Annotated in this window: 13 protein-coding genes; 11 read left to right on the top strand and 2 right to left on the bottom strand. The window is 39.1% G+C overall.

Features of this window, described 5'->3' with window-relative positions; translation table 11 throughout:
• The first annotated feature begins 241 nt into the window (after window positions 1-241).
• The 6 genes from fbp (at window position 242) to pbpC (ending at window position 13,578) form a co-directional block, all read left to right on the top strand.
• Entirely contained in the window at window positions 242-1,270 is a 1,029-nt protein-coding gene (gene fbp, locus V9G42_13795) for a class 1 fructose-bisphosphatase (protein MEI2760498.1), read from the top strand.
• A gap of 72 nt (window positions 1,271-1,342) precedes the next feature.
• Window positions 1,343-2,323 carry a pyruvate dehydrogenase complex E1 component subunit beta gene (locus V9G42_13790; protein ID MEI2760497.1) on the top strand — a complete coding sequence of 327 codons (981 nt, stop codon included), beginning with the start codon at window positions 1,343-1,345 and terminating at the stop codon, window positions 2,321-2,323.
• A gap of 259 nt (window positions 2,324-2,582) precedes the next feature.
• Complete coding sequence (locus tag V9G42_13785; GenBank protein ID MEI2760496.1) at window positions 2,583-4,112, top strand: T9SS type A sorting domain-containing protein; 1,530 nt, start codon at window positions 2,583-2,585, stop codon at window positions 4,110-4,112.
• Between the two features lie 26 nt (window positions 4,113-4,138).
• Window positions 4,139-5,662: a T9SS type A sorting domain-containing protein gene (locus V9G42_13780; GenBank protein MEI2760495.1), complete on the top strand. Its 1,524-nt coding sequence runs from the start codon at window positions 4,139-4,141 to the stop codon at window positions 5,660-5,662.
• A 204-nt stretch (window positions 5,663-5,866) separates the two neighbouring features.
• Complete coding sequence (locus tag V9G42_13775) at window positions 5,867-11,263, top strand: MG2 domain-containing protein (GenBank protein ID MEI2760494.1); 5,397 nt, start codon at window positions 5,867-5,869, stop codon at window positions 11,261-11,263.
• Complete coding sequence (pbpC, locus tag V9G42_13770; protein MEI2760493.1) at window positions 11,260-13,578, top strand: penicillin-binding protein 1C; 2,319 nt, start codon at window positions 11,260-11,262, stop codon at window positions 13,576-13,578. Before V9G42_13775 ends, pbpC begins: the two co-directional genes overlap by 4 nt.
• A 1-nt stretch (window position 13,579) precedes the next feature.
• Here pbpC and V9G42_13765 read toward each other — a convergent pair whose 3' ends face one another.
• Window positions 13,580-14,212 carry a septal ring lytic transglycosylase RlpA family protein gene (locus tag V9G42_13765; protein ID MEI2760492.1) on the bottom strand — a complete coding sequence of 211 codons (633 nt, stop codon included), beginning with the start codon at window positions 14,210-14,212 and terminating at the stop codon, window positions 13,580-13,582.
• A 189-nt stretch (window positions 14,213-14,401) separates the two neighbouring features.
• Here V9G42_13765 and V9G42_13760 point away from each other — a divergent pair, with 189 nt between their 5' ends.
• The 5 genes from V9G42_13760 to asnS all read left to right on the top strand — a co-directional run bounded on the left by V9G42_13760 (window position 14,402) and on the right by asnS (window position 23,757).
• A complete protein-coding gene (locus V9G42_13760; GenBank protein ID MEI2760491.1) occupies window positions 14,402-15,475 on the top strand; it encodes an acyl-CoA desaturase in 1,074 nt (357 codons plus the stop codon).
• 254 nt (window positions 15,476-15,729) lie between these two features.
• The gene (locus V9G42_13755; protein ID MEI2760490.1) at window positions 15,730-18,909 is read left to right on the top strand and encodes a SusC/RagA family TonB-linked outer membrane protein; all 3,180 of its coding nucleotides are present in this window, start codon (window positions 15,730-15,732) and stop codon (window positions 18,907-18,909) included.
• 18 nt (window positions 18,910-18,927) lie between these two features.
• Window positions 18,928-20,454: a SusD/RagB family nutrient-binding outer membrane lipoprotein gene (locus V9G42_13750; protein ID MEI2760489.1), complete on the top strand. Its 1,527-nt coding sequence runs from the start codon at window positions 18,928-18,930 to the stop codon at window positions 20,452-20,454.
• Between the two features lie 143 nt (window positions 20,455-20,597).
• Entirely contained in the window at window positions 20,598-22,145 is a 1,548-nt protein-coding gene (locus V9G42_13745; protein MEI2760488.1) for an IS1182 family transposase, read from the top strand.
• A gap of 226 nt (window positions 22,146-22,371) precedes the next feature.
• Complete coding sequence (asnS, locus tag V9G42_13740) at window positions 22,372-23,757, top strand: asparagine--tRNA ligase (GenBank protein ID MEI2760487.1); 1,386 nt, start codon at window positions 22,372-22,374, stop codon at window positions 23,755-23,757.
• 13 nt (window positions 23,758-23,770) lie between these two features.
• Here asnS and V9G42_13735 read toward each other — a convergent pair whose 3' ends face one another.
• Entirely contained in the window at window positions 23,771-24,994 is a 1,224-nt protein-coding gene (locus tag V9G42_13735; GenBank protein ID MEI2760486.1) for an MFS transporter, read from the bottom strand.
• Window positions 24,995-25,052 lie beyond the last annotated feature (58 nt).

Below are 25,052 nucleotides of genomic sequence, written 5' to 3'. Positions count from 1 at the left end.
CATTTATTGGATGCCAAATTATTGTAAATATATTCTAATCAAAAATATTCTTGCATGTGAATGTAGTTGTTCATTTCATCTAACTCAAAAATTTACGTGATTCTCTATCGTTCTATATAGACATCATTGCAAAATACAATATCCATCCAACAAGCACACAGCAATTCTCAATTCCGGAATACTTAGGCAGTCGGCATGTAGCCTTTTTGCTTATTTTTGTAACCTAAACATTGTAACATACATGTACACACCAAAACGGGTTATCACATTAGGGCAATTTATCATTGAGAGACAAGCGGATTTTCCTTATGCCAAAGGAGAGTTGTCACGATTACTGCGAGACATTGGCATTGCTGCCAAAATGGTTAATCGCGAAGTGAATAAGGCAGGCTTGGTAGATATTCTTGGCGATTATGGTAATACCAATGTGCAAGGCGAAGAAGTAAAAAAGTTGGATGTTTATGCCAACGAACAATTTATATCTGCATTGAGCAGCGGTGGTGAAACCTGTGCTGTTGCCAGCGAAGAAAACGAAGAAATGGTTCCCATCAATTCCGAAATTTCTAAAAATGCAAAATATGTGGTTGCAATGGATCCTTTGGACGGCTCATCTAATATTGATGTCAATGTTTCTATAGGAACAATCTTTTCTATATACAGAAGAACAACGCTTTCAGGCCCCAGTAACCTTTCTGACTTTATGCAAAAAGGGACTGAACAGGTAGCTGCCGGTTATGTTATTTATGGCTCATCAACCATGATGGTTTACACCACCGGTAAAGGTGTTAATGGATTTACATTAGACCCCTCAATAGGAGAATTTTGTCTGTCGCATCCCGATATGAAAGTTCCTAAGCAAGGATTTATTTATTCCGTAAACGAAGGCAACTATGCACACTTTCCGGAAGGCGTAAAAAAGTTTATTAAATTTTGTCAGGAAGAGGACGAAAAAACAAAACGTCCTTATTCATCTCGCTATATTGGTTCGTTAGTGGCCGATTTTCACCGTAATCTTTTAAAGGGTGGCATTTATATTTATCCCGCCACTGCCAAGTCACCAAAAGGAAAACTAAGATTACTTTATGAATGTAATCCACTGGCATTTATTGTGGAACAGGCGGGCGGCAAGGCTTCTGATGGATTTAACCGCATACTCGACATTCAACCTACATCGCTGCATCAACGAACACCACTTTTTATCGGCTCTCCGGATATGGTTTCAAAAGCAGAGGAGTTGATGATGCGTTTTAGTCAGGTAAGTACATCTTAATATTTCTAATAGTTCAGACATTTTTACAGACAAAAAGTAATTGCTTACTTTTGTAAAAGATAACATCACATTATGCGCGAAATACAATTCAGAGAAGCCCTGCGAGAAGCCTTAAGCGAAGAAATGCGCAGGGACCCTAATGTTTTTTTAATGGGCGAGGAGGTAGCACAATACAATGGGGCGTATAAAGTTTCGCAAGGCATGTTGGATGAGTTTGGTGCCAAACGTGTAATTGACACACCTATTGCAGAATTGGGTTTTGCCGGCATAGGCGTTGGTGCTGCCATGAATGGATTGCGTCCTGTTATAGAGTTTATGACGTTTAATTTTTCTCTCGTAGCCATAGATCAGGTCATCAACGCAGCAGCTAAAATGAAAAGTATGAGTGGCGGACAATATGGTGTGCCAATTGTTTTTCGTGGGCCTACAGCATCGGCAGGTATGCTCAGTTCACAACACTCGCAGGCATTTGAAAGCTGGTATGCCAACTGCCCCGGTTTAAAAGTTATTGTTCCTTCAAATCCTAAAGATGCCAAAGGACTGCTGAAAGCCGCAATACGTGATGACGACCCTGTAATTTTTATGGAAAGCGAACAGATGTATGGCGACAAAGGCGAAGTACCCGAAGGCGAATACCTGATGCCTATTGGTGTTGCAGACATCAAACGTGCCGGCAATGATGTAACCATTGTTTCGTTCGGAAAAATTATAAAGACTGCATATAAGGCAGCAGAAGAGCTAGCCAAAGAAAATATAGATGTAGAAATTATTGACCTGCGTACTGTACGTCCTATTGACTATGCCACTGTAATAGCGTCTGTGAAAAAAACCAACCGTATGGTAATAGTTGAAGAGTCGTGGCCGCTGGCAAACATTGCCACAGAAGTAGCTTTTAAAGTACAACGCGAAGCATTCGATTATCTTGACGCACCTGTGCTGCGCGTAACAGGTGGTGATGTGCCATTACCTTATGCACCTACACTAATTGATGCCTACCTTCCAAACCCTGAGCGTATTATTAAAGCAGTGAAGAAGGTGATGTATTTGGAGTAAACAAATTTTGCACAACGCACCCCCATATTAGGATTGTTTTAAGGCTTCTCAATAAAGTTATAAAAATATTTTGAATTTATTATTTTATAACTATATTTGCTTTGAATTATATTCAAACTAAAATTATAAATGTCATGAAAAAGCTAACTTGTTTTAGAATTCCACTATCTCTGTCTTTAATAAATTTGGCGCAGGGTGTATATCAGGTAAAGGCTGTTACAGAAACAGAAGAAAAATCAACCAGGCTAATAATTTTAAAATGACAACACATCTCAAAAACTGGCTGTTGTTTTTAAGTTTACTTTTTTATAATAATGCAACAGCACAAGACAGAAACAGCATTTGGGTATTTGGCGACAGTGCAAGAATTGATTTTGTAAATGGAACTGCAACAGCAGGCGGCAGTATAGTAGCCTCAAGAGGATCGTGCGTGAGCATTGCCGACAGCATAGGATTGTTGTTTTATGGTTTTACTAATCCCGGTACCGGATTTTATTCAGCAAAAATTATTAACCGAAACAATGTGCTTATGGATGGAGGCGATAGCATAGTAGGCAATAGTTGGTACAATGAGCTGATGATAATTCCCAATCCCGCAGGGAATAACCGGTTCTATATTTTTCACTTAACCGCCTCATTAGGTCTTGGGGGGGGGCATAATGGGTTGTTTTATTCTGTTGTTGATTTAAACTATAACAGCGGCTTAGGAAAAGTAACCACTAAAAATCAGCATTTGATAACTACCGATTACTTGACCGATGCCATGGGAGCGGTGAAGCATGGCAACGGGCGTGACTGGTGGGTGGTATGCAAGCCAATCTATTCAGGAGCAACAGGTCCAATTCCTTCCGATACGTTTTATGTTTACCTCGTAACGCCAGACAGCATACATGAGCCAATGAAGCAGCGCATAGGTACGGACAGAGGATGGGGGTTGGGTAATTTTACTTTTTCTAATGCCGGCAATAAGTTGAGTGTAGTAATGTCTGATGGCATTATTGAAGTTTTTGATTTTGACCGTTGCTCTGGTATTTTATCTAATGCCAATATTATTTATGATATACCTATGTTTTCTGATGGCAATAATGCTTTTAGTGGTTCTGCATTTTCTCCGAATGACAGCTTATTGTATGTAACCCAAGGAGTATATCTGCCGCCTTATTATATTTTACAGATAGACTTATCCAACAATGATATAGATACCGTAGCGCAGGTAACTTCATTTAGTTCATCATTTACACGCGGCACAGGCGCGTTGCGTCTTGCACCTGATGGTAAAATTTACATTGCTACTATTGCACGCGACAGCTTTGGCGGCATTTGGTTTCCGTATCCTAATAATTTTTACTCACCGGATAACATGTATCTTGCCACCATTGACAGCCCTAATGTAAAAGGTACAGGATGCAGTTATAATCCTTATAGCATTTATTTAGGCGGTAAGCGCTGTTATTTTGGTTTGCCCAACAACCCCGATTATGAGTTAGGAGCACTTGTAGGCAGCGGCTGTGATACGATTACAGGAATAAGCCACCTAAATCCCCCAAAGGAGGATTTAATAAACATTTATCCTAACCCAGCCAAAGATTTTGTTTTTATTAAATGCACGGGCAGCATAATTTATGAAATTACAGATGTGGCAGGGAAACAATATAAGCAAGGTAATTTTGATTTGGAGGGCAATGCAGTAGTAAGCATTAACATTGAGGAGCTTATGCAGGGAGTTTACATAGTAAAAGCTACACAGGAAAATTGCACTAAGGTTGCGCAGATTGTTGTTATAAAATAATTTCAGAACGTATTAAAACTGTTTTTATGTTAAGAAATATCATAGTCTTACTGGTTTTGAGCATTAATATATGCCATGCACAGTACAAAAATTCGGTATGGTGCTTTGGCGACAGTGCAAGGATAGATTTTGTAAATGGAACTGCAACAGCAGGCAGCAGCGCTGTTGGCTCAAGAGGAACATGCACAAGCATAGCCGATTCGGCTAACAACTTGCTTTTTTATACGGCTGATGATCCAAATTACAATAATATCCCCGGCTACATTAGAAGAGGTACTGTTTACAACAAGTTCAACGTTGTTATGGATAATGGCGATTCGTTAATATCCCTTGCATGGTACAATGAGCATATTATAATTCCAAACCCGGCAAATGATAATACATTTTATTTATTTCACGTAGGGATCAATTCAGATTTACACAGTGGATTGTTTCTATCTGTTATTGATTTGAACTATAACATAGGGTTAGGAAAAATAACCATTAAAAACAAACCATTAGTTGATTCGGTTGTGTTTACAGATGCTATTGGAGGGGTTAAGCATGGCAACGGGCGTGACTGGTGGGTGGTGAGCAAGCCAATCTATGTAGGAGCAACAAGCTTAATTCCTTCCGACACGTTTTATGTTTATCTTGTAACGCCTGACAGCATACATGCTCCAATGAAGCAGCGTATTGGATATGACAAAACTACGGGTTTGGGTAATTTTACATTTTCATCTGACGGCAGCAAACTAAATTTTGTTAGTTATGGCGGCTCAATGCAGTTATTTGATTTTGACCGCTGCACAGGGTTAATGTCAAATGCCAATATTATTACTGATTCATTGCCGATTACAGATGGAGCTTTTTTAGGTTCGGCATTTTCGCCCAATGACAGCTTGCTTTACATTATCAAAGGAGTCTATTATCCTTTTTATTTATTGCAGTATGATATTTATTCGCAGGATATGGACACCATAGCACAGATAACCGGAATGCAAACGGTTGTAAACAGGGGGAGGTCCCCCGGTCATATCAGACTTGCTCCAGACGGAAAAATATACATGACTGCATCCTATACCGATACATTAGGGTATCTTTATTTCCCTTATGCAGATTCCTGTTATTTTCCTGAAAACATGTATTTGGGAGTCATCAACAATCCGAACGTGAAAGGTGTGGGGTGCAACTTTAATAATTTCGGGTTTTATCTTGGAGGCAAACGTACTTATTGGGGTTTGCCCAACAATCCGGATTATGAGTTGGGCGCATTGCAAGGTAGCGGTTGCGATACGCTAACAGCATTAAAGCAAGATCCGGAAATAGCTAAAAATAATTTATTTGTTTATCCCAATCCTGCTAAGGATTTTGTCACCATTGCGTTTTCAAAGGCTGTTCGTACAACCTGCAACTTACGTTTGTTTAATGTACTGAATAAAGAAGTTTACAGGCAAAATTTTGTACAACAAAAAGTAACTGTACCCATAGCAAATCTTGCAAAAGGCATTTACATTGTTGAGGTTAGTAACAATGGTTTTAAAGAATATGCAAAATTTGTAAAAGAGTAGGTTCAGATTGTTTAGTAATACAAAGCAATAAAGTAAGTCCTTTTTATTCAGAATTAGTTGCGTTGTAAAAGCATTTAATCACCGTATTATTGTTGGTATCTCATTTTTTATTTATTGGGAATTTTAAAAATTTTAATCCCTAAATACTTCTATAACATTTCATCCGTTACCTTTATGATTTTTAATCAAGGTAAAATCTGAATTATGAGTACCATTAAATACCATTTCTGGACATTACTCTGTATTGTTCTGCTATCGTCATGTAAAAACCAAAACACGGTTTCTGTTGCCAACAAAAACTTTGAAGATGTTGTAGCGCAGCAACAAAACCTCATTTTTACTTTCGATAAAGATTTGGTTGATGATAGTTTAATTGACCGGTGGGACAGCACTCAGTTTGTTTCCATCACACCAGCGGTAAGGGGATTGTTTAAGTGGAATACCAAACGCGAGTTGATGTTTTCGCCAGAAACATCTTTTGGCCCTGCTACTTTTTATAAAGCTGTTGTTACCGACAGAATACTTTATGGAAACAGGTTGCTTTCTTTTGATGCGCCTGCCGCTTTTGAGTTTCATACACCTCTGACACAACTTGAAAACCTTCATGCACACTGGGCTCTTTCTACACAGCAAAATAGCATTGTGTTGCTCACAAAACTTGATTTTAATTATCCGGTTCCTTCTGCACAGATGAAAGACCTTGCACAGATAAAGATTAATGATAAGGTTTATCCTTTTACTGTTGTAACCAACACAGCATCAACAGAAGTAGTTCTGGAAATAAACAACATACAACCTTCAGATTACAAAAAAGTAAAGGTTAGCGTTGCTATCAATAAAGGGTTGATGTGTAATGGCAGCAATTATAAGACAGAAAATATTCTTGTTAAAGATACAGATGTGCCATTGCCCGATAGACTGACAATTATGAATGCATCAGGCGAATATGATAACACACAACCTGTCATTCATGTTTACACGAATCAGGCTGTTAATTTGAATCAGATTGCAACGTATGTTTCTGTTCAGCCAAGAGTTGATTTTACCACCGAAGCAGCCAGCGATGGTTTCTTAATTAAAGGAACATTCGATCCCGGACAATCCTATCAGCTTACAGTTAAAAAAGAACTGAGTGGATTAATTGGTGGCATGTTAGATCAGGATTTTATTGCTACCATCCCTTTTGGAGAAATGCAGCCTTCAATATCTTTTACCAATGCTAACGGCATGTATCTGTCTTCAAAAGGAAATCGAAATATTGGAATACAGATAGTAAACGTACCTAAAGTTCGTGTCAGCATTTATAAAGTTTATGAAAACAATATTTTGAATTTTTTGCGTCAAAACAGCTACAGCGATTTCTATGAAGGATCAGAAGATGGGTACTCCAGTCGCAAGCAATACAATATTTATGGTATTGAAAATTATGGCGACTTAGTGATGCAAAGAAATTACAGTGCTAAGAGTCTGCCCCGTGGTAATGGCAACGACTTACTCAATCTTTCTCTCGATGAAATTAATGCCTATAAAGGAATTTATGTAGTTGATGTAGCTTCAACAGACGATTATTGGTTGCATGATACAAAGGTTATAGCACTTTCTGATATTGGCATGATTGCAAAATATTCCGAAAACGAATTGACGGTCTTTACTAACTATATTAAAACGGCATTACCTGCAGAAGGTGTAAATGTAAGTTGTATATCAACCAATAATCAAGTGTTGTTCAACGGAACAACAGACCATGACGGTAGGGTTACTTTTTCTGATATCGGCAGTAAAGCAAAGAATTTTCGTATAGGAATGATTTCAGCCCGGCAGGGTAAGGATTTTAATATGATTTTACTTAGTGAAACGAAAGTGAGTACGAGCCGCTATGATGTTGGTGGGTATAAAGACAATCCTGCAGGTGTTATGGCATACATCTATGGCGACAGGGATATGTATCGCCCCGGTGAAACGGTTTATTTAAATACCATAGTGCGCAATGATAAATGGATGCCCGTTGCCAATGTACCTGTAAAATTGAAAATGACAATGCCCAATGGTCATGAGTTTAAGACACTGCGTAAATCCCTCAACAGTCAAGGGGCAGTGGCAGCAGATTTTTTGTTACCACAAGTAGCAGTAACCGGAAATTATAATATAGATATTTTTTCTGCCAACGATGTCCTTATAGGCTCAAGAACCATACAGGTAGAAGAGTTTATGCCCGACAGAATAGATGTGAAAGTGAAAGTTAATAAGAGCGATTTTCATCCTGCTGACACCATTGTTGCAGCAATTTCAGCAACTAATTTTTTCGGTCCGCCTGCTGCCTTGCGCAAGTTTGAAGCAGAGTTTAATCTTATCAGAAAAAGCTTTTCAAGTAAAGATTTTAACGGTTATAATTTTACAGTTAAAACATTAAATGAACTTCCATTAGATAAAAAGATTGAACAGGGGCAAACCAATGAAAAAGGCGAAGCAACAGCTAAGTTTCTGATTCCTGATTCCTGCTCAAACACTGGCCTTTTGCAAGGTAGAATTTATACAACGGTGTTTGATGAAACCGGTCGTCCGGTAAACAGACTCAACACTTTTGATGTAAATACGCAACAAAATTATTTCGGCATTAAACTGAATGATTACTATGCCAATATTGGTACCAACACGCTCATTGGGTTGGCTGCATGCAACAGCAATGGCAAGGGGGCAACGGCAACTGCCTATGTTGAAATAATTAATTACGATTGGTACAATGTGGTTGAGAAATCGGATAACGGACAATATCGCTATGTTTCACAAAAGCGGGAAGTAACAATGTTAAGTCGCGAAGTGCATATTGCAGCAGGCGGAAGTAGTTTGAACTTTATTCCTGCAAACTCAGGCGAGTATGAGGTGCGTATCAGTGCAGTTAAAGGTGGAAACTATGTTGCATCCAATTTTTGGGCTTATGGATTTGGCTACACCTCAAACACTTCTTTTAATATAAACACTGAAGGGCAGGTAACCATTCAGGCAGATAAAGACACTTTTGCACCGGGAGAAAAAGCCAACTTACTTTTTAAAACACCTTTTGCAGGCAAGCTTTTGGTAACAATTGAGAGTAACAAAATTTTAAAGCATTACTACATCAACACAGATAAACGTTCTGCCATGCTTTCTGTACCTGTGAGTGAAAGTTACTTGCCCAATGTGTATGTTTCAGCTACTTTATTTAAACCACTTGATGATGGTGCTATGCCGTTAACTGTCGCACATGGTTTTTTGCCTCTTATTGTTTCAAAACCTGAACTGAAATTACCTGTTGCGATAACTTGTGCTGCAAAATCAAAGAGTAAGAAAAAACAGACTATTAAAGTACGTTCTGTACCAAATGCCGAACTGACAGTAGCTGTTGTTGATGAAGGAATTCTTGCATTAAAGAATCAAAAGTCGCCTGATCCCTTTGGGTATTTTTATCAGAAAAAGGCATTGCAGACAACAACGTATGACGTATATGCGCAGTTGCTACCCGACTTAAAAATGCGATCATCTACCACCGGTGGCGATGGATTTGATCTGGCAAGAAGGGTAAATCCGCTATCCAACAAACGTGTTCAGTTGGTGGCACTTTGGAGTGGCATACTCAAAACCAATGCAGCCGGTGATGCATCATTCAATATTGAAATTCCACAGTTCAGTGGTAAGTTGCGTGTTATGGCTTGCAGTTGGAAAGATAACCGCTTTGGCAGTAGTGAGCAGTTTATCACCGTTGCCGACCCTGTTGTTATCAGTCCTTCGGTGCCACGGTTTTTAAGCCCTGGCGATTCGTTAGAGATGCCTGTAACTTTTACTAACACTACGGCAATGCCGTTAACGTTGGGGGTAAGCTGTACTGTAACAGGAAATCTTAAATTATCCAATAATGCATCTTCACAACTCACTATAGCTCCTTCGGCAGAGGCTCGTTTTGTCTGGAATATGGTTGCCTCATCAGCTATAGGGCAGGGCTCTATAGAAGTTAAAGTTAATACCGGTAGTGAATCATTTTCAGATAAAACTTCTATCACCATCAGGCCGCCATCATCTTTAGTTAAAGAAACAAGCAATGGTGTGGCAAAAGGAAACACTACGATGCAAGTTGCATCGGATTTTGTTTCAGGTTCAACCAAAGTGTATTTTACGCTAAGTGCATCGCCATTGGTTCAATTTACTGATCAGTTAATTTATTTGCTCGATTATCCGCATGGCTGCCTTGAACAAACCGTTTCCATTGCATTTCCACAGTTGTATTATGGTAATCTTGCAAAAAACATTACAAACAAAAGTGGTGTGGCATATAATCCTCAATTTAATGTTCAGGAAGCTATCAGAAAAATTGAAGGCATGCAGATTTATAATGGCTCAATGACATACTGGCCGGGTAGTGTGATTGAAAATTGGTGGGCAACTGCCTATGCATTACATTTTCTTACCGAAGCAAGAAAGGCAGGATATGAAGTTAACGAGAGTACCATCAACAGAACATTTGAATACCTGAAATCAAAAGTAAAAACTAAAGAAACAGAGAAAGTGTATTTTGCTAATGCAAGTAATGTTATTGAAAAGCAGGTGAAAGTAAAACGTGAAATTATTTATTCACTATATCTGCTGGCAATTAACGACAGAAGAGATTTAACAATGATGAATTATTATAAGGCAAATCATCAACAACTGACAATAGACTCAAAATACATGCTTGCATTAAGCTATCTTGCCATTGGCGATACAAAAAGTTATTTGGCATTATTACCAGATAATTTTGCAGGAGAAAAATCAGAAAGAAGTCTTGCAGGTAATTTCTCATCGTACGTAAGAGATCAGGCCTTGACTTTAAACTGCCTTCTTGAAACCGACCCTGATAATGCACAGATTCCAAATATGGCGCGCACACTTTCGCAATTGATAAAAGGAGAAAAGTGGTTGAGTACTCAGGAACGTGCATTTGCTTTCCTGGCATTGGGTAAGTTTGCTAAACGCAGCACATCAACAAATGTGCGTGCAACAGTATTTGCTGATGGAAAAGAATTAGGGGTATTTAGCGGAGCAGATTTAGTGTTAAACAGCAATCAACTGGCCGGAAAAAAGATTGAAATTCGCACAGAAGATAAAGGTCAATTGTATTATTTTCTTGAATTGAGTGGAATAAAAACCGGATTAAGGGTGAAAGAGGAGGATAGTAAACTGAGTGTTAGAAGAAGTTACTTCAACCGCTTTGGTCAACAAATGAGTAACAATTTTAAACAAGGTGATTTAATTGTCGTGCAGTTGGCTTTGAATTCGCCTACAGGCATTGACGTAGCAAATGTTGTTCTCACTGATTTAATTCCCTCAGGCTTTGAAATTGAAAATCCACGTATTGTTGACGATAGAGAAATGACATGGATTAAAAGTAAATCGCAACCGGATTATTTTGATATACGTGATGACAGAATTAATCTATACACACAGGCAGGTAAAACAACAAAGTATTTTTATTATACTGTGCGTGCAGTAAACACCGGAAGTTTTGTTGTGGGACCGGTCAGTGCTGATGCCATGTATGATGGAGAGTTTCATTCTTATAGTGGAAGTGGAAGAGTTAAAGTGGTTAAATGAAGTCAACAGTTAAAGGCTTCCGGATTGCAGCTAAAAAAAGCGCAATTGTGATTGCCGTAAGCATGTTGCTGATGTTTGTTTTGGCATGGTTTATTCCATTAAATGTAAATATCCCTTATGCTGTTACAGTTACTGACAGTCGTGGGGAAGTGTTGCATGCTTTTTTATCAAAGGATGAAAAGTGGAGAATGAATGTTGGTCTGAATGAAATCAACCCACAGCTGGTAAAGGCTATTATTCAAAAAGAAGATCGCTGGTTTTATTTTCATTATGGCGTAAATCCCGTTGCCGTTGTTAGGGCAATGGTCAATAATTTGATGTATCAGCGAAAAACATCCGGAGCATCAACCATTACAATGCAAGTCTCCAGATTGCTTTACCCTGCGCCCCGTACGTTGTACAATAAAATGATAGAAGCTTTACGTGCCGTACAATTGGAATGCAGGTATTCAAAAAAAGAAATTTTAGAGCTTTATCTTAACCTGATTCCGTATGGTGGAAATATTGAAGGAGTAAAAGCTGCATCAGTTTTATATCTTGGCAAGTTACCTGCAGACTTATCACTTGCTGAGTGTGTAGCATTGTGCATTATTCCCAATAGACCAAATTCTTTACGTCCGGGTTATGATAATGATCTGATCAGACGCGAAAGAAATAAATGGCTGACAAGATTTGAAGGAAAAAAAATTTTTAAAAGTGAAGTTATCAATGATGCATTGAATGAACCTGTTGAAATGAAGCGACAGGCTGCGCCTGCATTGATTACTCAATTGGCATATCGTTTAAGAGAGCAACATCCTTCAACAGAGAATATACATTCTACCTTACGGGCACCACTTCAACATAAAGTACAGTCGCTGGTGTATAACTACAGCAAACGTAAGTCGCTGCAAAGTATTTACAATGCATCGGCCATTGTGATTGACAATAAGAGTCATAAAGTTGTAGCCTATATTGGTTCTGCAGATTTTAAAGATCAGTTGCATCATGGACAAGTTGATGGCGTAAATGCAGTTCGTTCACCGGGCAGCAGTTTAAAGCCTTTAATCTATGCAATGGCTTTCGACAAAGGTTTAGCAACACCTTTGACGGTTATTAATGATGTACCTGTAAATTTTATGGGATATAATCCTGAAAATTATAATTCAAAATTTAATGGTAGAGTTACTTTGGATTTTGCATTATCACATTCTTTAAATATTCCTGCGGTAAAAATTCTGAATCAATTGGGTGTGCCTACAGTCACACAAGCATTGATTAAAAGTGGTTTTAATTCAATAGAAGAAAGTAAAAGCAAACTTGGATTGTCTTTGGCTCTTGGAGGTTGTGGCGTGCGCCTGTGTGAACTGTCAAACCTGTATGCCACGTTTGCAAACAATGGAGTTTATCAAAAATTGAAGTATGTAGAAGATGACACATTAAACACCGACACGCTCAGGTTAATGTCTTCCGGTGCTGCTTATATGACAACTGAAATACTAAGTAAAATTACACGCCCCGATTTACCCGATAATTATGCCAATATCCTTCGGATTCCACATATTGCATGGAAGACAGGAACATCGTATGGCAGAAGAGATGCATGGAGCATAGGTTACAATAAAAGATTTACAGTAGGTGTGTGGTTAGGCAACTATAACGGTAATGGTGTTGCCGAACTTAGTGGCGCCTCGGTAGCCACTCCGCTGCTTTTTGATATTTTTAATGCAATAGATTATGACAATGACTCAACTTGGTTCAGCCCACCTGCTGATGTAAATTTCAGATTGGTTTGCAGCGAAACAGGACTGCTTCCGGGTGTCAATTGCAGCAATCAGATTATGGATGAGTTTTTACCTGGCATAACATCCAATGCAGTTTGCACACATTTAAAGGAGTATATCATTTCCCCTGATGAAAAAATTTGTTATTGCACATCATGCATGCCTGCAGCGGGTTATAAGAAAAAGCTGTTTTTTTCTCAGGATGCCGAATATTTGTCGTTCTTGAAAAGTGAAAACATTAGTCCGGAGCTTCCGCCACCACATAATCTTGCATGCACAAGGGTGTTTACCGGTCAGCCCCCAAGAATTGTTTCTCCCAATATGCAAAGTGAGTATTTACTTGATTTAAAAGGAGGAGATAAAATAATGCTCCAATGTCAGGCATCACCAGAAGTAAGGAATGTTTACTGGTACATTAATAATTTGATTTATCGTGCAGCAGCAGCCAATGAGCAACTGTTTTGTTCTCCACCCAAAGGCCTTGTTAAGATTTCATGTGCTGATGATATGGGCCGCAACAGCGATATTTTTATAAAAATAGAAGAGATGTAACTCAGAATTTTTCCATCATCTTTACACGCATAAACCCTTTTCGCTCCCAAAAGTCTCTCAACTTAAACGCTTCTTCTTGTGTTGCAATATTTAAAACCAAAATGTGAAACAAGGGTCTGCCGTTTTGATTTTTTTTGCCAATAAAAAAAGATTGTATGTATTCTTCCTGTTGCAAATATTTAGCAAGTAACAGGGCATGATCAAAATCGCGTGTGCGCCAGATGCTGATAGTGTAACCGGATGGTGTTGTGGTCCGACCATCGGCATCTATAACTTGATCTGTCATAAATATTTTTTCAATTGAATCAGCATTTTGTGGTGGCTGAATAATTTCAAGCTTCACTTTTGTAATACCATGTTTATAGCTGCCTATAATACGTGCGGCCTGTTCCGTAAGGTCTATTATTCTGTTTTTGGCATAAGGGCCTCTGTCATTAACACGAACAATAGTCACCAGATTATTTTTCAAATTGGTTATTTTTAAAAAAGTATGAAACGCTAATGTTCTGCTGGCACAAGTCATGTCGTAGTTACTATATTTTTCGCCATTAGCAGTCTTCCGGCCTTCAAAGCTCTTGGCATAATATGAAGCTCTACCGATAAAAACTTTGTTTTGTGCACCGGCTGTAAACACGGTCAAACTTAAAACAAAACCTATCCAATGGATTCTAAATAATTTGAAATCAATATGTTTGAATAATATATTACTTGAGTAAGCCGATAAAAAAAATTGATTTTTGTTCATTTTTTAAGTGAATTTCTTTTTAGTACCAGGCAAAGTAAACGCTCAATATGCCTACATTTGCACCCAATATTTAATATCATGTCAACGGTAAAATTCAACAATAAAGATGCAATATTTTTTCCTGAATTAAAACAGCGCATCAATCAATATTTTGAACAAAATAAAATAAAGCCTACCGGTAATCTGAAATTATATTCTAAAACCATCATTCTTTTCACCATATTAATAGCTCTTTATATTATACTGGTGTTTTTTACTCCTGAAAATGGTTGGCTGTCTTTATTTTTGGCTTCACTCTTAGGTTTAGTAATGGCATCTATCGGCTTTAATGTAATGCACGATGGGGCACATGGTAGCTATTCCAGTCATAAATGGGTAAATGAATCTATGGCACATTCACTTAATTTATTAGGTGGTGTTTCTTTTATTTGGAAGCAAAAACACAACATCAACCATCATTCCTATACCAATGTAGAAGGAATGGATGATGATATAGACATCAAACCTTTTATACGTGTGCATGAAGGTCAAAAGAAATATTGGTTTCATCGTTATCAGCACATTTATGGTTTGCTCTTGTATGGAATAACCTATTTCTTCTGGGTTTTTTATAATGATTTTAATAAATATTTTTCAGGCAAAATTGCAGAGCATACCCACATGCAGAAAATGTCTGTTTGGGATCATGTTATTTTCTGGGCTACTAAAATATTTTATGTTTTAGTGTTTCTTGTATTCCCAATATATAATGTAGGCCTCATTGATACAATTCTAGCTTATGGATTGATGGTAGCAGTTACAGGTATTACTATTGCAGTTGTTTTTCAGTTGGCTCACGTTGTTGAAGATATGCCATTTGTAAGTCCTGAAGGTGATGTAATGAAAATTGAGTCGGAATGGGCTGTGCATCAGTTACAGACAACTACAAACTTTGCTACTAAAAATAAGTTTATCAGTTGGCTGTTGGGAGGGTTGAATTTTCAGGTTGAACATCATTTGTTTCCACGTATCAGCCACATACATTACCCCTCAATCAGTAAAATTGTTCGCCAAACATGTTTGGAATACAATGTACAATATAAAGAGTTCCGGACTATGCGAGGTGCATTAGCATCGCATATTCTTCATCTGCGCCAAATGGGTAGAAAATAATCTGTTTTTTTCAGTAACTATTTACGCAGTTGTGAAATACTGCAAAGTTTTTTTTAAAAAAATTTGGTTTTCCGAATTAATCATTAGTTTTGTGTGAAGTTTCACCCAAACCACAAACATGAAATTATTTTTCATACAGGGTTATTTTCAAAAAGTGAAGGATTATTTTTTAATTAGTCCTGAAAGTAGAATAAATCGCAATCATCGTTCTACAACAAATCAACTAAATAAGTTAAACTCAAATTAAAAGCAGTATGAAGAAAACAATCACATTGTTTATTTGCCTGTTCTCGTTGTCATTGGCAACCTGGGCGCAGGACAAGACGGTAACCGGTAAGGTTACTTCATCGCAGGACAAACTGGGCATTCCCGGTGTGAGCATCCTCGAACCCGGAACTACCAATGGTACAGTTACGGATATTGATGGAAAATATTCCATTAATGTTAAATCAACTACAACTCAGCTTCGTTTTTCCGGAACAGGTTTGGTAACGCGCACAGTTGATATTCCGGCATCAAACTCATTAGACCTTACAATGACAGCCGATGTTCAGAAAATAGGCGAGGTAGTGGTAACAGCCTTAGGTATCAAACGCGATGAAAAATCATTGGGCTATAGCACTCAAAAAGTAAGTGGTGACGATTTGGCCAACGCCAAAGAAGCCAACTTCATTAACTCACTGCAAGGACGTGTTGCCGGTGTAAGTATTACAGGTTCCAGCAATATGGGTGGTTCTTCAAGAATCTTGCTGCGCGGTATGCGTTCTATCAACTTCGAAAACCAACCATTGTTTGTGGTTGATGGTATTCCTATGAATAACGAAAACGTTGCAACAGCTGATCAGCAGCGTGGTGCCTTAGGTTATGATTATGGTAACGCCATTCAGGATATAAACCCTGATGATATTGAGTCTGTGAACGTACTTAAAGGGCCATCTGCAACTGCACTTTATGGTTCAAGAGGTTCTAATGGTGTAATTATTATCACAACAAAAAAAGGTGTTGCTCGTGAAAAGTCCGAAAAATATTCACCCATTGGTGTAACAATTAACTCCGGTTGGAGCATGAAAAAGATTTATAATCTTCCTAAATACCAGAACCGTTATGGTGGTGGTGCATCGCCAGATTTTATTGAGAGTGATATTCATCCGGGCGAACTTCGTTCCGAGTTTGAGTACGATGGCAGCTGGGGTCCTGAATTGTTAGGACAAGAAGTATATCAGTGGGACAGCTACTATCCTTCCATGCCTAACTATAACAAAAAAACCCCTTGGGTTGCGCATCCCGACAACGTAAAAGATTTCTTCGAAACAGGTTTTGTAAAGAATAACAGCATTTCTTTGGATGGCGGCAATGAAAAATCACTCTTCCGCCTCGGCTATACCAACTATGATGAAAAAGGTGTTATTCCAAACGAAAGCCTCAACAGAAATATCATCAGCTTTAATGGTTCAAATAAATTTAATGACAAGTTAACGGCAACTATCAGTATGAACTATGTAGTTGCAAGAGGTAAAGGTCGTGCTGCAACAGGTTATAACAGCATTGCATCAAACTTTAATCAATGGTGGCAACGACAACTCGATATCAAAGAACTGAAAAATTATAAAAATCCTGATGGCTCACAGCGCGCATGGAATATGAATGCAGAAGATGATCCTTCAGCTTTATATTGGGATAACCCATATTGGGTTTCTTATGAGAATTATGAAACCGATTTGCGCAATCGTTTGTATGGTGGTTTGACATTTAGTTATGATATCGGTAAAGGATTTTCTGTTTCAGCATCCGGTAAAACCGACTACTATGACGATTTTCGTCAGGAGCGTGTTGCCGTAGGTAGTGCTATTGCTACAGCAATCCCAGCGTACTCAGAAAACAGCATTAAGTTCAATGAAAATAACTACGAAATGATTTTGTCATACAAACACCGTTTGGCCGATGATGTAGATTTTAACGGCTTTGTTGGTGTAAACAGACAAGATCAGAAATTCAGCAACAAATTTGTTTCTACACAGGGCGGATTAAATGTGCCGAATTTCTACAACATCAATAACTCAGCCAGCAGCGAATTGATTTATTCTTCTCAAGTTCGTCAATTGCGCAAAAACTCACTTTTTGCAAGCGCATCTTTCGGCTATCAGAGTTTCTTATATCTTGATGTAACCGGACGTAATGACTGGAGTTCTACCTTACCGGAAAATAAAAGCTCATACTTCTATCCATCAATTACAGGTAGTTTTGTGTTCTCCGAAAAATTAGATTTTGATTGGTTAAGTTATGGTAAATTGCGTGCTGGTTGGGCACAAACAGCTATTGATCCTGTTCCTTATCGCTCAACATTAACCTCACCAAGTATGTCAGACAACTTTAATGGTTTGCCAACAAGTGTTATTCCCGGTACCTTCAACAACACCGACTTGCGACCTGAAATGACTTCCGGTTTCGAAACAGGATTGGAATTACACTTCCTTCAAAAACGTATTTCTTTTGATCTGGCCTATAGTTCTACCTTGTCTAAAGACGTTATCTTTAACGTGCAACAATCTGGCGCCAGTGGTATTGACTACAAAATATACAACGCTGCCGAACTTTCAAACAAAACTATCGAACTGATGGTGAATGTGGTTCCCGTTAAAATGAAAAACGGCCTCGAGTGGGGTGTTGGCTTTAACTGGGCAAAAACCAAAAATAAGGTAGAAAAATTGTTTACTGACGAATCGGGCAACGAAACTGAAACCGTGCAGATTTCCAATGCACCATTTTCTGCAACTTTAGAAATGCGTAAAGGAATGGAAGCTTCACAGATTGTAGGTTATGATTTTGTGTATGATGATAATGGAAATAAGGTGGTTGATGCCGATGGTTTTTATATGCGATCAGAAACAGTTAAACCATTGGGTTCAGTATTGCCTGACTATACCGGTGGCGTGAGTACCTATGTAACATTCAAAGGCATCCGTTTCTCCGGTTTGATTGACTTTCAAAAAGGAGGCAAAGTTTTCTCTCTCACCAATGTGTGGGGTAAATATTCAGGAATTTTTGCTGAAACGGCCGAAGGTGATATACGCGAAAACGGTTTGATTAACGAAGGTGTAACTGAAACAGGTGAACAAAACACAACTGTTATTTCTGCAGTTGATCACTATTTTCAGGATGGTGGTTATGTTATTACCGCTGCTGATGTTTATGATGCATCATTTGTGAAACTGCGCGAATTAACACTTTCCTACGAATTGCCACAATCATTGTTTAAAAAAGCCATTCGTGGTATTTCTGTAGGTGTTTACGGCAGAAACTTGGCTATACTGCATAAAAACGTTCCTAATATTGACCCCGAAGCTGGCTTGTCGAGCGGCAACGTTCAGGGCTTTGAAGGTGGTCAGTTACCTACGGCACGTATTTTTGGTATCAACCTGAATTTCAGATTTTAACTTTAAAAACGATTGATCATGACAAAAATTAAAATAAATCAAAAAGTAATTGCAACGGTGATGGTATTTTCGCTGTTGCTGGGTTCATGTAAGAAAAACTTCGAATCCATCAATGAAGATCCCAACAACCCCAAAGAAGTACCCAATGCCTATCTGCTCACCGGAGCTCAACGTGGCATCATGGACAACACCATTGATGTATGGTGGGGAGCCAACGTAGGTAATCAACTGGGGCAATATTGGTCGTCTAACCAATATACTTCCGAAAGCCGCTACTTCTACAGAACTAGCGTAACCAACCAGTCATGGAGAAGCTTCTACGGTGGCGTTAGAAACGACCAATTGGTGAATGTTGGCGGTCTTTATGAGCTGAGCGAAATTGTAAGAAAGTGTAAAGAAGACTCTATCGTTGCATCTGTTGGTGGCTACGTACCTAATCAAATTGCTGTAGCTACCATATTAAGAGTGTGGTTGTTTCAAAACATGACAGATGCTTGGGGCGATATTCCTTATTCTGAAGCTTTACAAGCCGATGCCAACAAGACACCAAAATATGATAAACAGGAAGATATCTACAATGGACTTCTAACCGAGATTAATGATGCTATCGGAATGATAGACGATGCTGAATCCGGACCTCATGGTGATGTTGTTTATAATGGTGATATGGCTGCCTGGAAAAAGTTTGCCAATTCATTAAAGATGCGTTTAGCTTTAAGAATTGTTGATCGCAATGCTGCAAAAGCTCAATCAGAGTTTGAAGCTGCAGCGCCTGAAGCATTTGCTTCTAACAACGACAATGCTTTGTTGCAATATGGCGAATTCCCAAGTGGCAACCCAATCTATTACAACCGTTACATTTCCGGACGTAATGACTATGCCTCCAGCAACACCTTCCTCGATTCCACTTTAACTCCTTTGAGCGATCCTCGCAGAGAATGCTTCTTCGTTCCTGCCACTGCCACCGGCTTGTGGACTGGCGAAGTATATGGTTTGTCCGAAGCTAATGGTGCCCAAACACCAAACTCTCGCATCTCTCAGCGTTCTCCTTTAGTTTTGTCTGCATCATTACCCGGTATATTCATGGACTATGCGCAGGTAGAATTTATGCTAGCAGAAGCTGCTGAAAGAGGTTGGGCTGTATCAGGCTCTGCCGAAAGTCATTATGATGCCGGTATCACTGCAAGCATCTCTTTCTGGACAGGACTCAATGGTGCCCCTGCCTCTGCTGGTGATATTGCTGCATACATCGCACAACCTACTGTAAACTATCAAACAGCCGGTGGTTCATGGCAACAAAGAGTAGGCGTACAAAAATGGATTGCACTTTTCAACCAGGGCATTCAGGGATGGGTTGAGTGGAGAAGACTCGACTTCAACAAACTCATGATGCCTGCCGATGGTGTTATTGACGGAACAGGCATTCCATTACGTATGAAATATCCCGTGTTGGAACAAACGCTCAACAGTGCCAGCTACAGTGCTGCCGTTGCAGCACAGGGTGCTGACCAGCAAGACACCCGCATGTGGTGGGATGTTAACTAATTTAATGTTTTAATAAATAAAAAGAGGCTGTCTCAAAAGTAGGCAGCCTCTTTTGATTTTTTAGAAAATCAAAGGTTATTAACAAAAAAAGAATAGTTATCCAAAAGGGAAAGAAGGAAAGGTGATGCAACTAAATTTGTTGCATGAGCAAAACCAATATAGTATTCAAACCATATCAGTTTAATCCGCAAATGTTGTTGCCACCGAGTTTTGATGAACTCATTGATAAGAATCATCCGGTGCGTGTAGTACAACAAATCATCAGCGAAATTAAAATAGATGGGCTGATTGATCAGTATAAAGGAGGTGGTACAAGTTCATATCATCCACGTATGCTATTAAGCGCCATTGTGTTCGCTTATTTAAGCAATACGTACAGCAGTCGTAAAATAGAAGCGGCCCTGAAAGAGAACATCCATTACATGTGGCTAACGGGTATGAGTACACCGGATCATAATACGATTAACCGTTTTCGCAGTTCGAAATTAAAAAATGAGATTAAAGAAATATTTGCCCAGGTGGTAACCCTGTTGGTAAAGGAAGAACTGGTTAGTATAGAAGAAGTTTATACCGATGGCACCAAGATAGAAGCCAATGCCAACAAATACACCTTTGTGTGGGGCAAAGCCATCAAAACGCAAAAGGAAAAAATAGCAAAACAGTTAGAAGCGTTGTGGAACTACAGCCAGCAAGTTGCCGTAGAAGAATTAAAAGATACCGAACCGATTGATTTTAAGAACATCGATGCAGCAAAAGTAAAAGCTGTGGCAGCGCAGATTGATGAGGCATTGAAAAACAAACAGGTTGAAAAAAAAACTCTTGACCAAATCAAAAAAGCAAAAACCGATTTTGTAAAGCGCATGGAAAAGTATGAGCAACAAGAGGCCATACTGGGTAATCGAAACAGTTACAGCAAAACCGATCCGGATGCAACTTTTATGCGTATGAAGGAAGACCACATGCGTAACGGACAACTTAAAGCCGGATATAATTTACAAGCCAGTTCATGTCCCGGTAAAAAAATATTTTGTGTGAACTACAGCTTGCATCAAAAACCAACCGACACCACTACTCTCATTCCGCACATCAATCAATATCAACAACTTTACGGTAGTTATCCAAAGAGCATCACAGCAGATGCCGGATACGGGTCGCACGAAAACTATCAGTTCCTGCAAAACAACAGCATTGAGGGCTATGTTAAATACAACACCTTTGATAAAGAACAAAAGCGCAAAGCCACCTATAAGAAAGGATTTAAGAGTGATGAACTTTATTACAATAAGGAGCAAGATTGCTACTACTGCCCAATGGGTCAACGCATGCAATACATCAGTACTTCAACACGCACAACCGAAAATGGATATACACAACAGGTAAAAAAATACCAGACGCAAAACTGCAACGGATGCCCGTTAAGAAGCGTATGTCATCAATCAAAAAACAACAGAACAATCGAAGTCAATCAGCAACTGATCCAACTGAAAAATAAAGCCAATGAAAATTTGAAAAGTGAACAAGGCATCGCCCATCGAAAAAAAAGATGCTACACCATAGAGCCTGTGTTTGCTTGCCTCAAGCAAAACAAAAATTTTAAACGGTTCATGCTGCGATCTATTCCTAAAGTAGAGATAGAGGCCGGATTGTGCCTGATCGGATTTAATCTCAAACAAAAAGCACTCTTGAACTGAAAAAAATCAAAAAAAGGATGTCATAATCATTAAAAACATCTCCTAATGCACCATAACGTCCTTCAGGAATAAAAATAAAACTTGATTTCTTTTTAATCATCTGCCTCTATAAAGCAGTATATAAAAAAAGGCTGCCTCAATTTATTGTTTTGAGACAGCCTCTTTTTGTTGGTAACCACTCACCATTTTATACTTTCTGATAACTTTGCCCAAATTTTACAGAGCAATGAGCCATAGTTATATTAAAGCATTATTAAATACAGAGCCCGCACAACAAAAAGTAAATGCCAAAGGATGGGTCAGAACAAAAAGAGGAAACAAAGCTATTTCATTTATTGCACTCAATGACGGAAGCACAATACATAACATTCAGGTCGTTGCCGAAAATTCAAACTTCAACGAGGAGTTGCTTAAAAACATCACCACAGGTGCCTGCATTTTCGTAGAAGGTGTGTTGGTAGCCTCGCAGGGGCAAGGGCAAAAAGTCGAAATACAAGCCCACAAAATAGAAGTTTACGGCACTGCCGACCCCGAAACATTTCCACTACAGAAAAAGGGACACACCATGGAGTTTCTGCGCGATATTGCACATTTACGTCCAAGGACAAACACCTTTGGTGCAGTTCTCAGAATAAGACATACAATGGCCTATGCCATAAACCACTATTTCCACACACATGGTTTTTTCTACATCCATACGCCAATCATTACAGGTAGTGATGCCGAAGGTGCAGGGGAGATGTTTAGAGTAACAACATTGGATATCAACAAGCCGCCCCGTAAGGATGATGGCACTATTGACTTTAGCCAGGATTTTTTTGCCAAAGAAACCAACTTGACCGTAAGCGGACAACTTGAAGGCGAACTGGCAGCAATGGCCTTGGGCAAAGTATATACTTTTGGCCCTACCTTTCGTGCCGAAAACAGCAACACGCCACGACACTTAGCCGAGTTCTGGATGATAGAACCCGAAATGGCTTTCTTCGACCTGAATGATAACATGGACCTTGCTGAAGATTTATTGAAATATCTGATTCGTTATGCCCTCGATAACTGTATGGATGATATTGAATTTCTGAATAACATGTACGATAAGGAACTCATTGGGCGTTTGCGAAGTGTTATCGAAAAACCATTTAAACGACTAACCTATACCGAAGCCATTAACGTTCTGGAGCCCAACAACAGCAAGTTCGAATACAAAGTAAACTGGGGTGCCGACCTGCAGAAAGAACATGAAAACTACCTGGTAGAGCATTTTAATGCACCTGTCATTCTCACCGACTATCCTGCTGCCATCAAAGCATTTTACATGAAACAAAATGATGACGGCAAAACAGTCAGAGCTATGGATGTTTTGTTCCCCTGGATTGGCGAAATAATTGGTGGCTCCCAACGCGAAGAGAACTACGACAAACTTGTATCAAGAATGAAAGCGATGCATATTCCTGAAAAAGAAATGTGGTGGTACCTCGATACCCGCAGGTTTGGCGCATGTCCACACTCAGGTTTTGGATTGGGCTTTGAACGCTTAATGCTATTTGTTACCGGCATGAATAACATCCGCGATGTCATTCCTTTTCCACGTACACCACGCAACGCAGAGTTTTAATGGCTATAAAAAATTAAGGCAATCGAAGCTCCTTAAGCTTCTTGGCTTTAACAAAAGTAACCAGCACCACCAGCAAGGTCATACCTCCGCCAAAGAGCACAGAAGGTATCAGTCCCATCAGCTTTGCCATAACACCCGACTCAAATGCGCCCAACTCATTTGACGAACCAACAAAAATACTGTTCACTGCCGACACCCTTCCCTTCATCTCATCAGGCGTAAAACTTTGAATAATAGTAGAACGAATCACAACACTCACATTATCAAAAACACCACTCATAAACAACAGCAAAAGCGACACAACAAAACTTGATGAAAGTGCAAAGCCAATCATGCACAATCCAAAACCCGCAACACTGGCCAGCATCTTATACCCTGCATCTTTTCTCGGAGGGTGAAAGGCTAAATATATTGCCATCACCACAGAGCCTACTGCCGGTGCCGCACGCAACAAACCCAAACCTTCTGCACCTACATGCAATACCTGATCGGCAAAAACAGGCAATAAAGCTACTGCACCACCAAACAACACCGCAAACAAATCCAGCGAAATAGCTGAAATGATATATTGATTTTTAAAAACAAAATTCACACCTGTTTTTAAAGATTGTAAAATAGATTCTGTTTTATTGTGATAATCAACATGCCTGTCTTTTATCAGCAGGTAACAAATCATGGTAACTATGATAAATGCGCAGACCACAAGCGAAGAATAAAAAACACCAATCCAACCATAGAAAAAACCTCCCATAGCAGGACCTATCACTGCGGCTACCTGCCAAAGACTGCTGTTCCATGTGGATGCATTCACATAATGCTCTTTAGGCACCAGCTGACCCCAAAAGGCAGCTTGCGTAGGTGCATGAAAACCTCGTGCCAGGCCAATTAAAAAAATGGTGAGGTAAATAGGCCAGGTAGAAATTTTGCCAAAATCATAAACATAAACAGCCAAAAATGTTGAAGCAGAAAGTGTAATCGCACTACTCCATATTAAGAGCTTGCGCCTGCTGAGCCTGTCGGCCAGATGGCCGCCAAACAAGGCAACTGTCAAAGCAGGTGCAGCTTCTATCAACCCAATAATGCCCAACGACAAAGGGTCTTTAGTCATCTCATAAATCAGCCAGCTGAGAATAATACTCTGCATTTGAATAGCTATGGTCAAACAGACTTTAGCAATCAGAAACAAGCGATAATCTTTATGTTTCCAGGCTACAAATGCATTTTTGGTTTTTGTCATAAAAAAATTAAGGCCAAGCATTTATGCTTAGCCTTATTTTCAGATATCATTAAAAAGA

The organism is Bacteroidia bacterium, assembly GCA_037045145.1.
In the GTDB taxonomy this organism is placed as follows: Bacteria; Bacteroidota; Bacteroidia; order AKYH767-A; family OLB10; genus OLB10.
This window is presented reverse-complemented; position numbering and strand designations above follow the sequence as displayed.

Coding starts and splice junctions, on each gene's coding strand:
- fbp (MEI2760498.1), top strand. CDS start 242: ATGTACACACCAAAACGGGTTATCACATTAGGGCAATTTATCATTGAG.
- V9G42_13790 (MEI2760497.1), top strand. CDS start 1,343: ATGCGCGAAATACAATTCAGAGAAGCCCTGCGAGAAGCCTTAAGCGAA.
- V9G42_13785 (MEI2760496.1), top strand. CDS start 2,583: ATGACAACACATCTCAAAAACTGGCTGTTGTTTTTAAGTTTACTTTTT.
- V9G42_13780 (MEI2760495.1), top strand. CDS start 4,139: ATGTTAAGAAATATCATAGTCTTACTGGTTTTGAGCATTAATATATGC.
- V9G42_13775 (MEI2760494.1), top strand. CDS start 5,867: ATGAGTACCATTAAATACCATTTCTGGACATTACTCTGTATTGTTCTG.
- pbpC (MEI2760493.1), top strand. CDS start 11,260: ATGAAGTCAACAGTTAAAGGCTTCCGGATTGCAGCTAAAAAAAGCGCA.
- V9G42_13760 (MEI2760491.1), top strand. CDS start 14,402: ATGTCAACGGTAAAATTCAACAATAAAGATGCAATATTTTTTCCTGAA.
- V9G42_13755 (MEI2760490.1), top strand. CDS start 15,730: ATGAAGAAAACAATCACATTGTTTATTTGCCTGTTCTCGTTGTCATTG.
- V9G42_13750 (MEI2760489.1), top strand. CDS start 18,928: ATGACAAAAATTAAAATAAATCAAAAAGTAATTGCAACGGTGATGGTA.
- V9G42_13745 (MEI2760488.1), top strand. CDS start 20,598: ATGAGCAAAACCAATATAGTATTCAAACCATATCAGTTTAATCCGCAA.
- asnS (MEI2760487.1), top strand. CDS start 22,372: ATGAGCCATAGTTATATTAAAGCATTATTAAATACAGAGCCCGCACAA.
- V9G42_13735 (MEI2760486.1), bottom strand. CDS start 24,994: ATGACAAAAACCAAAAATGCATTTGTAGCCTGGAAACATAAAGATTAT.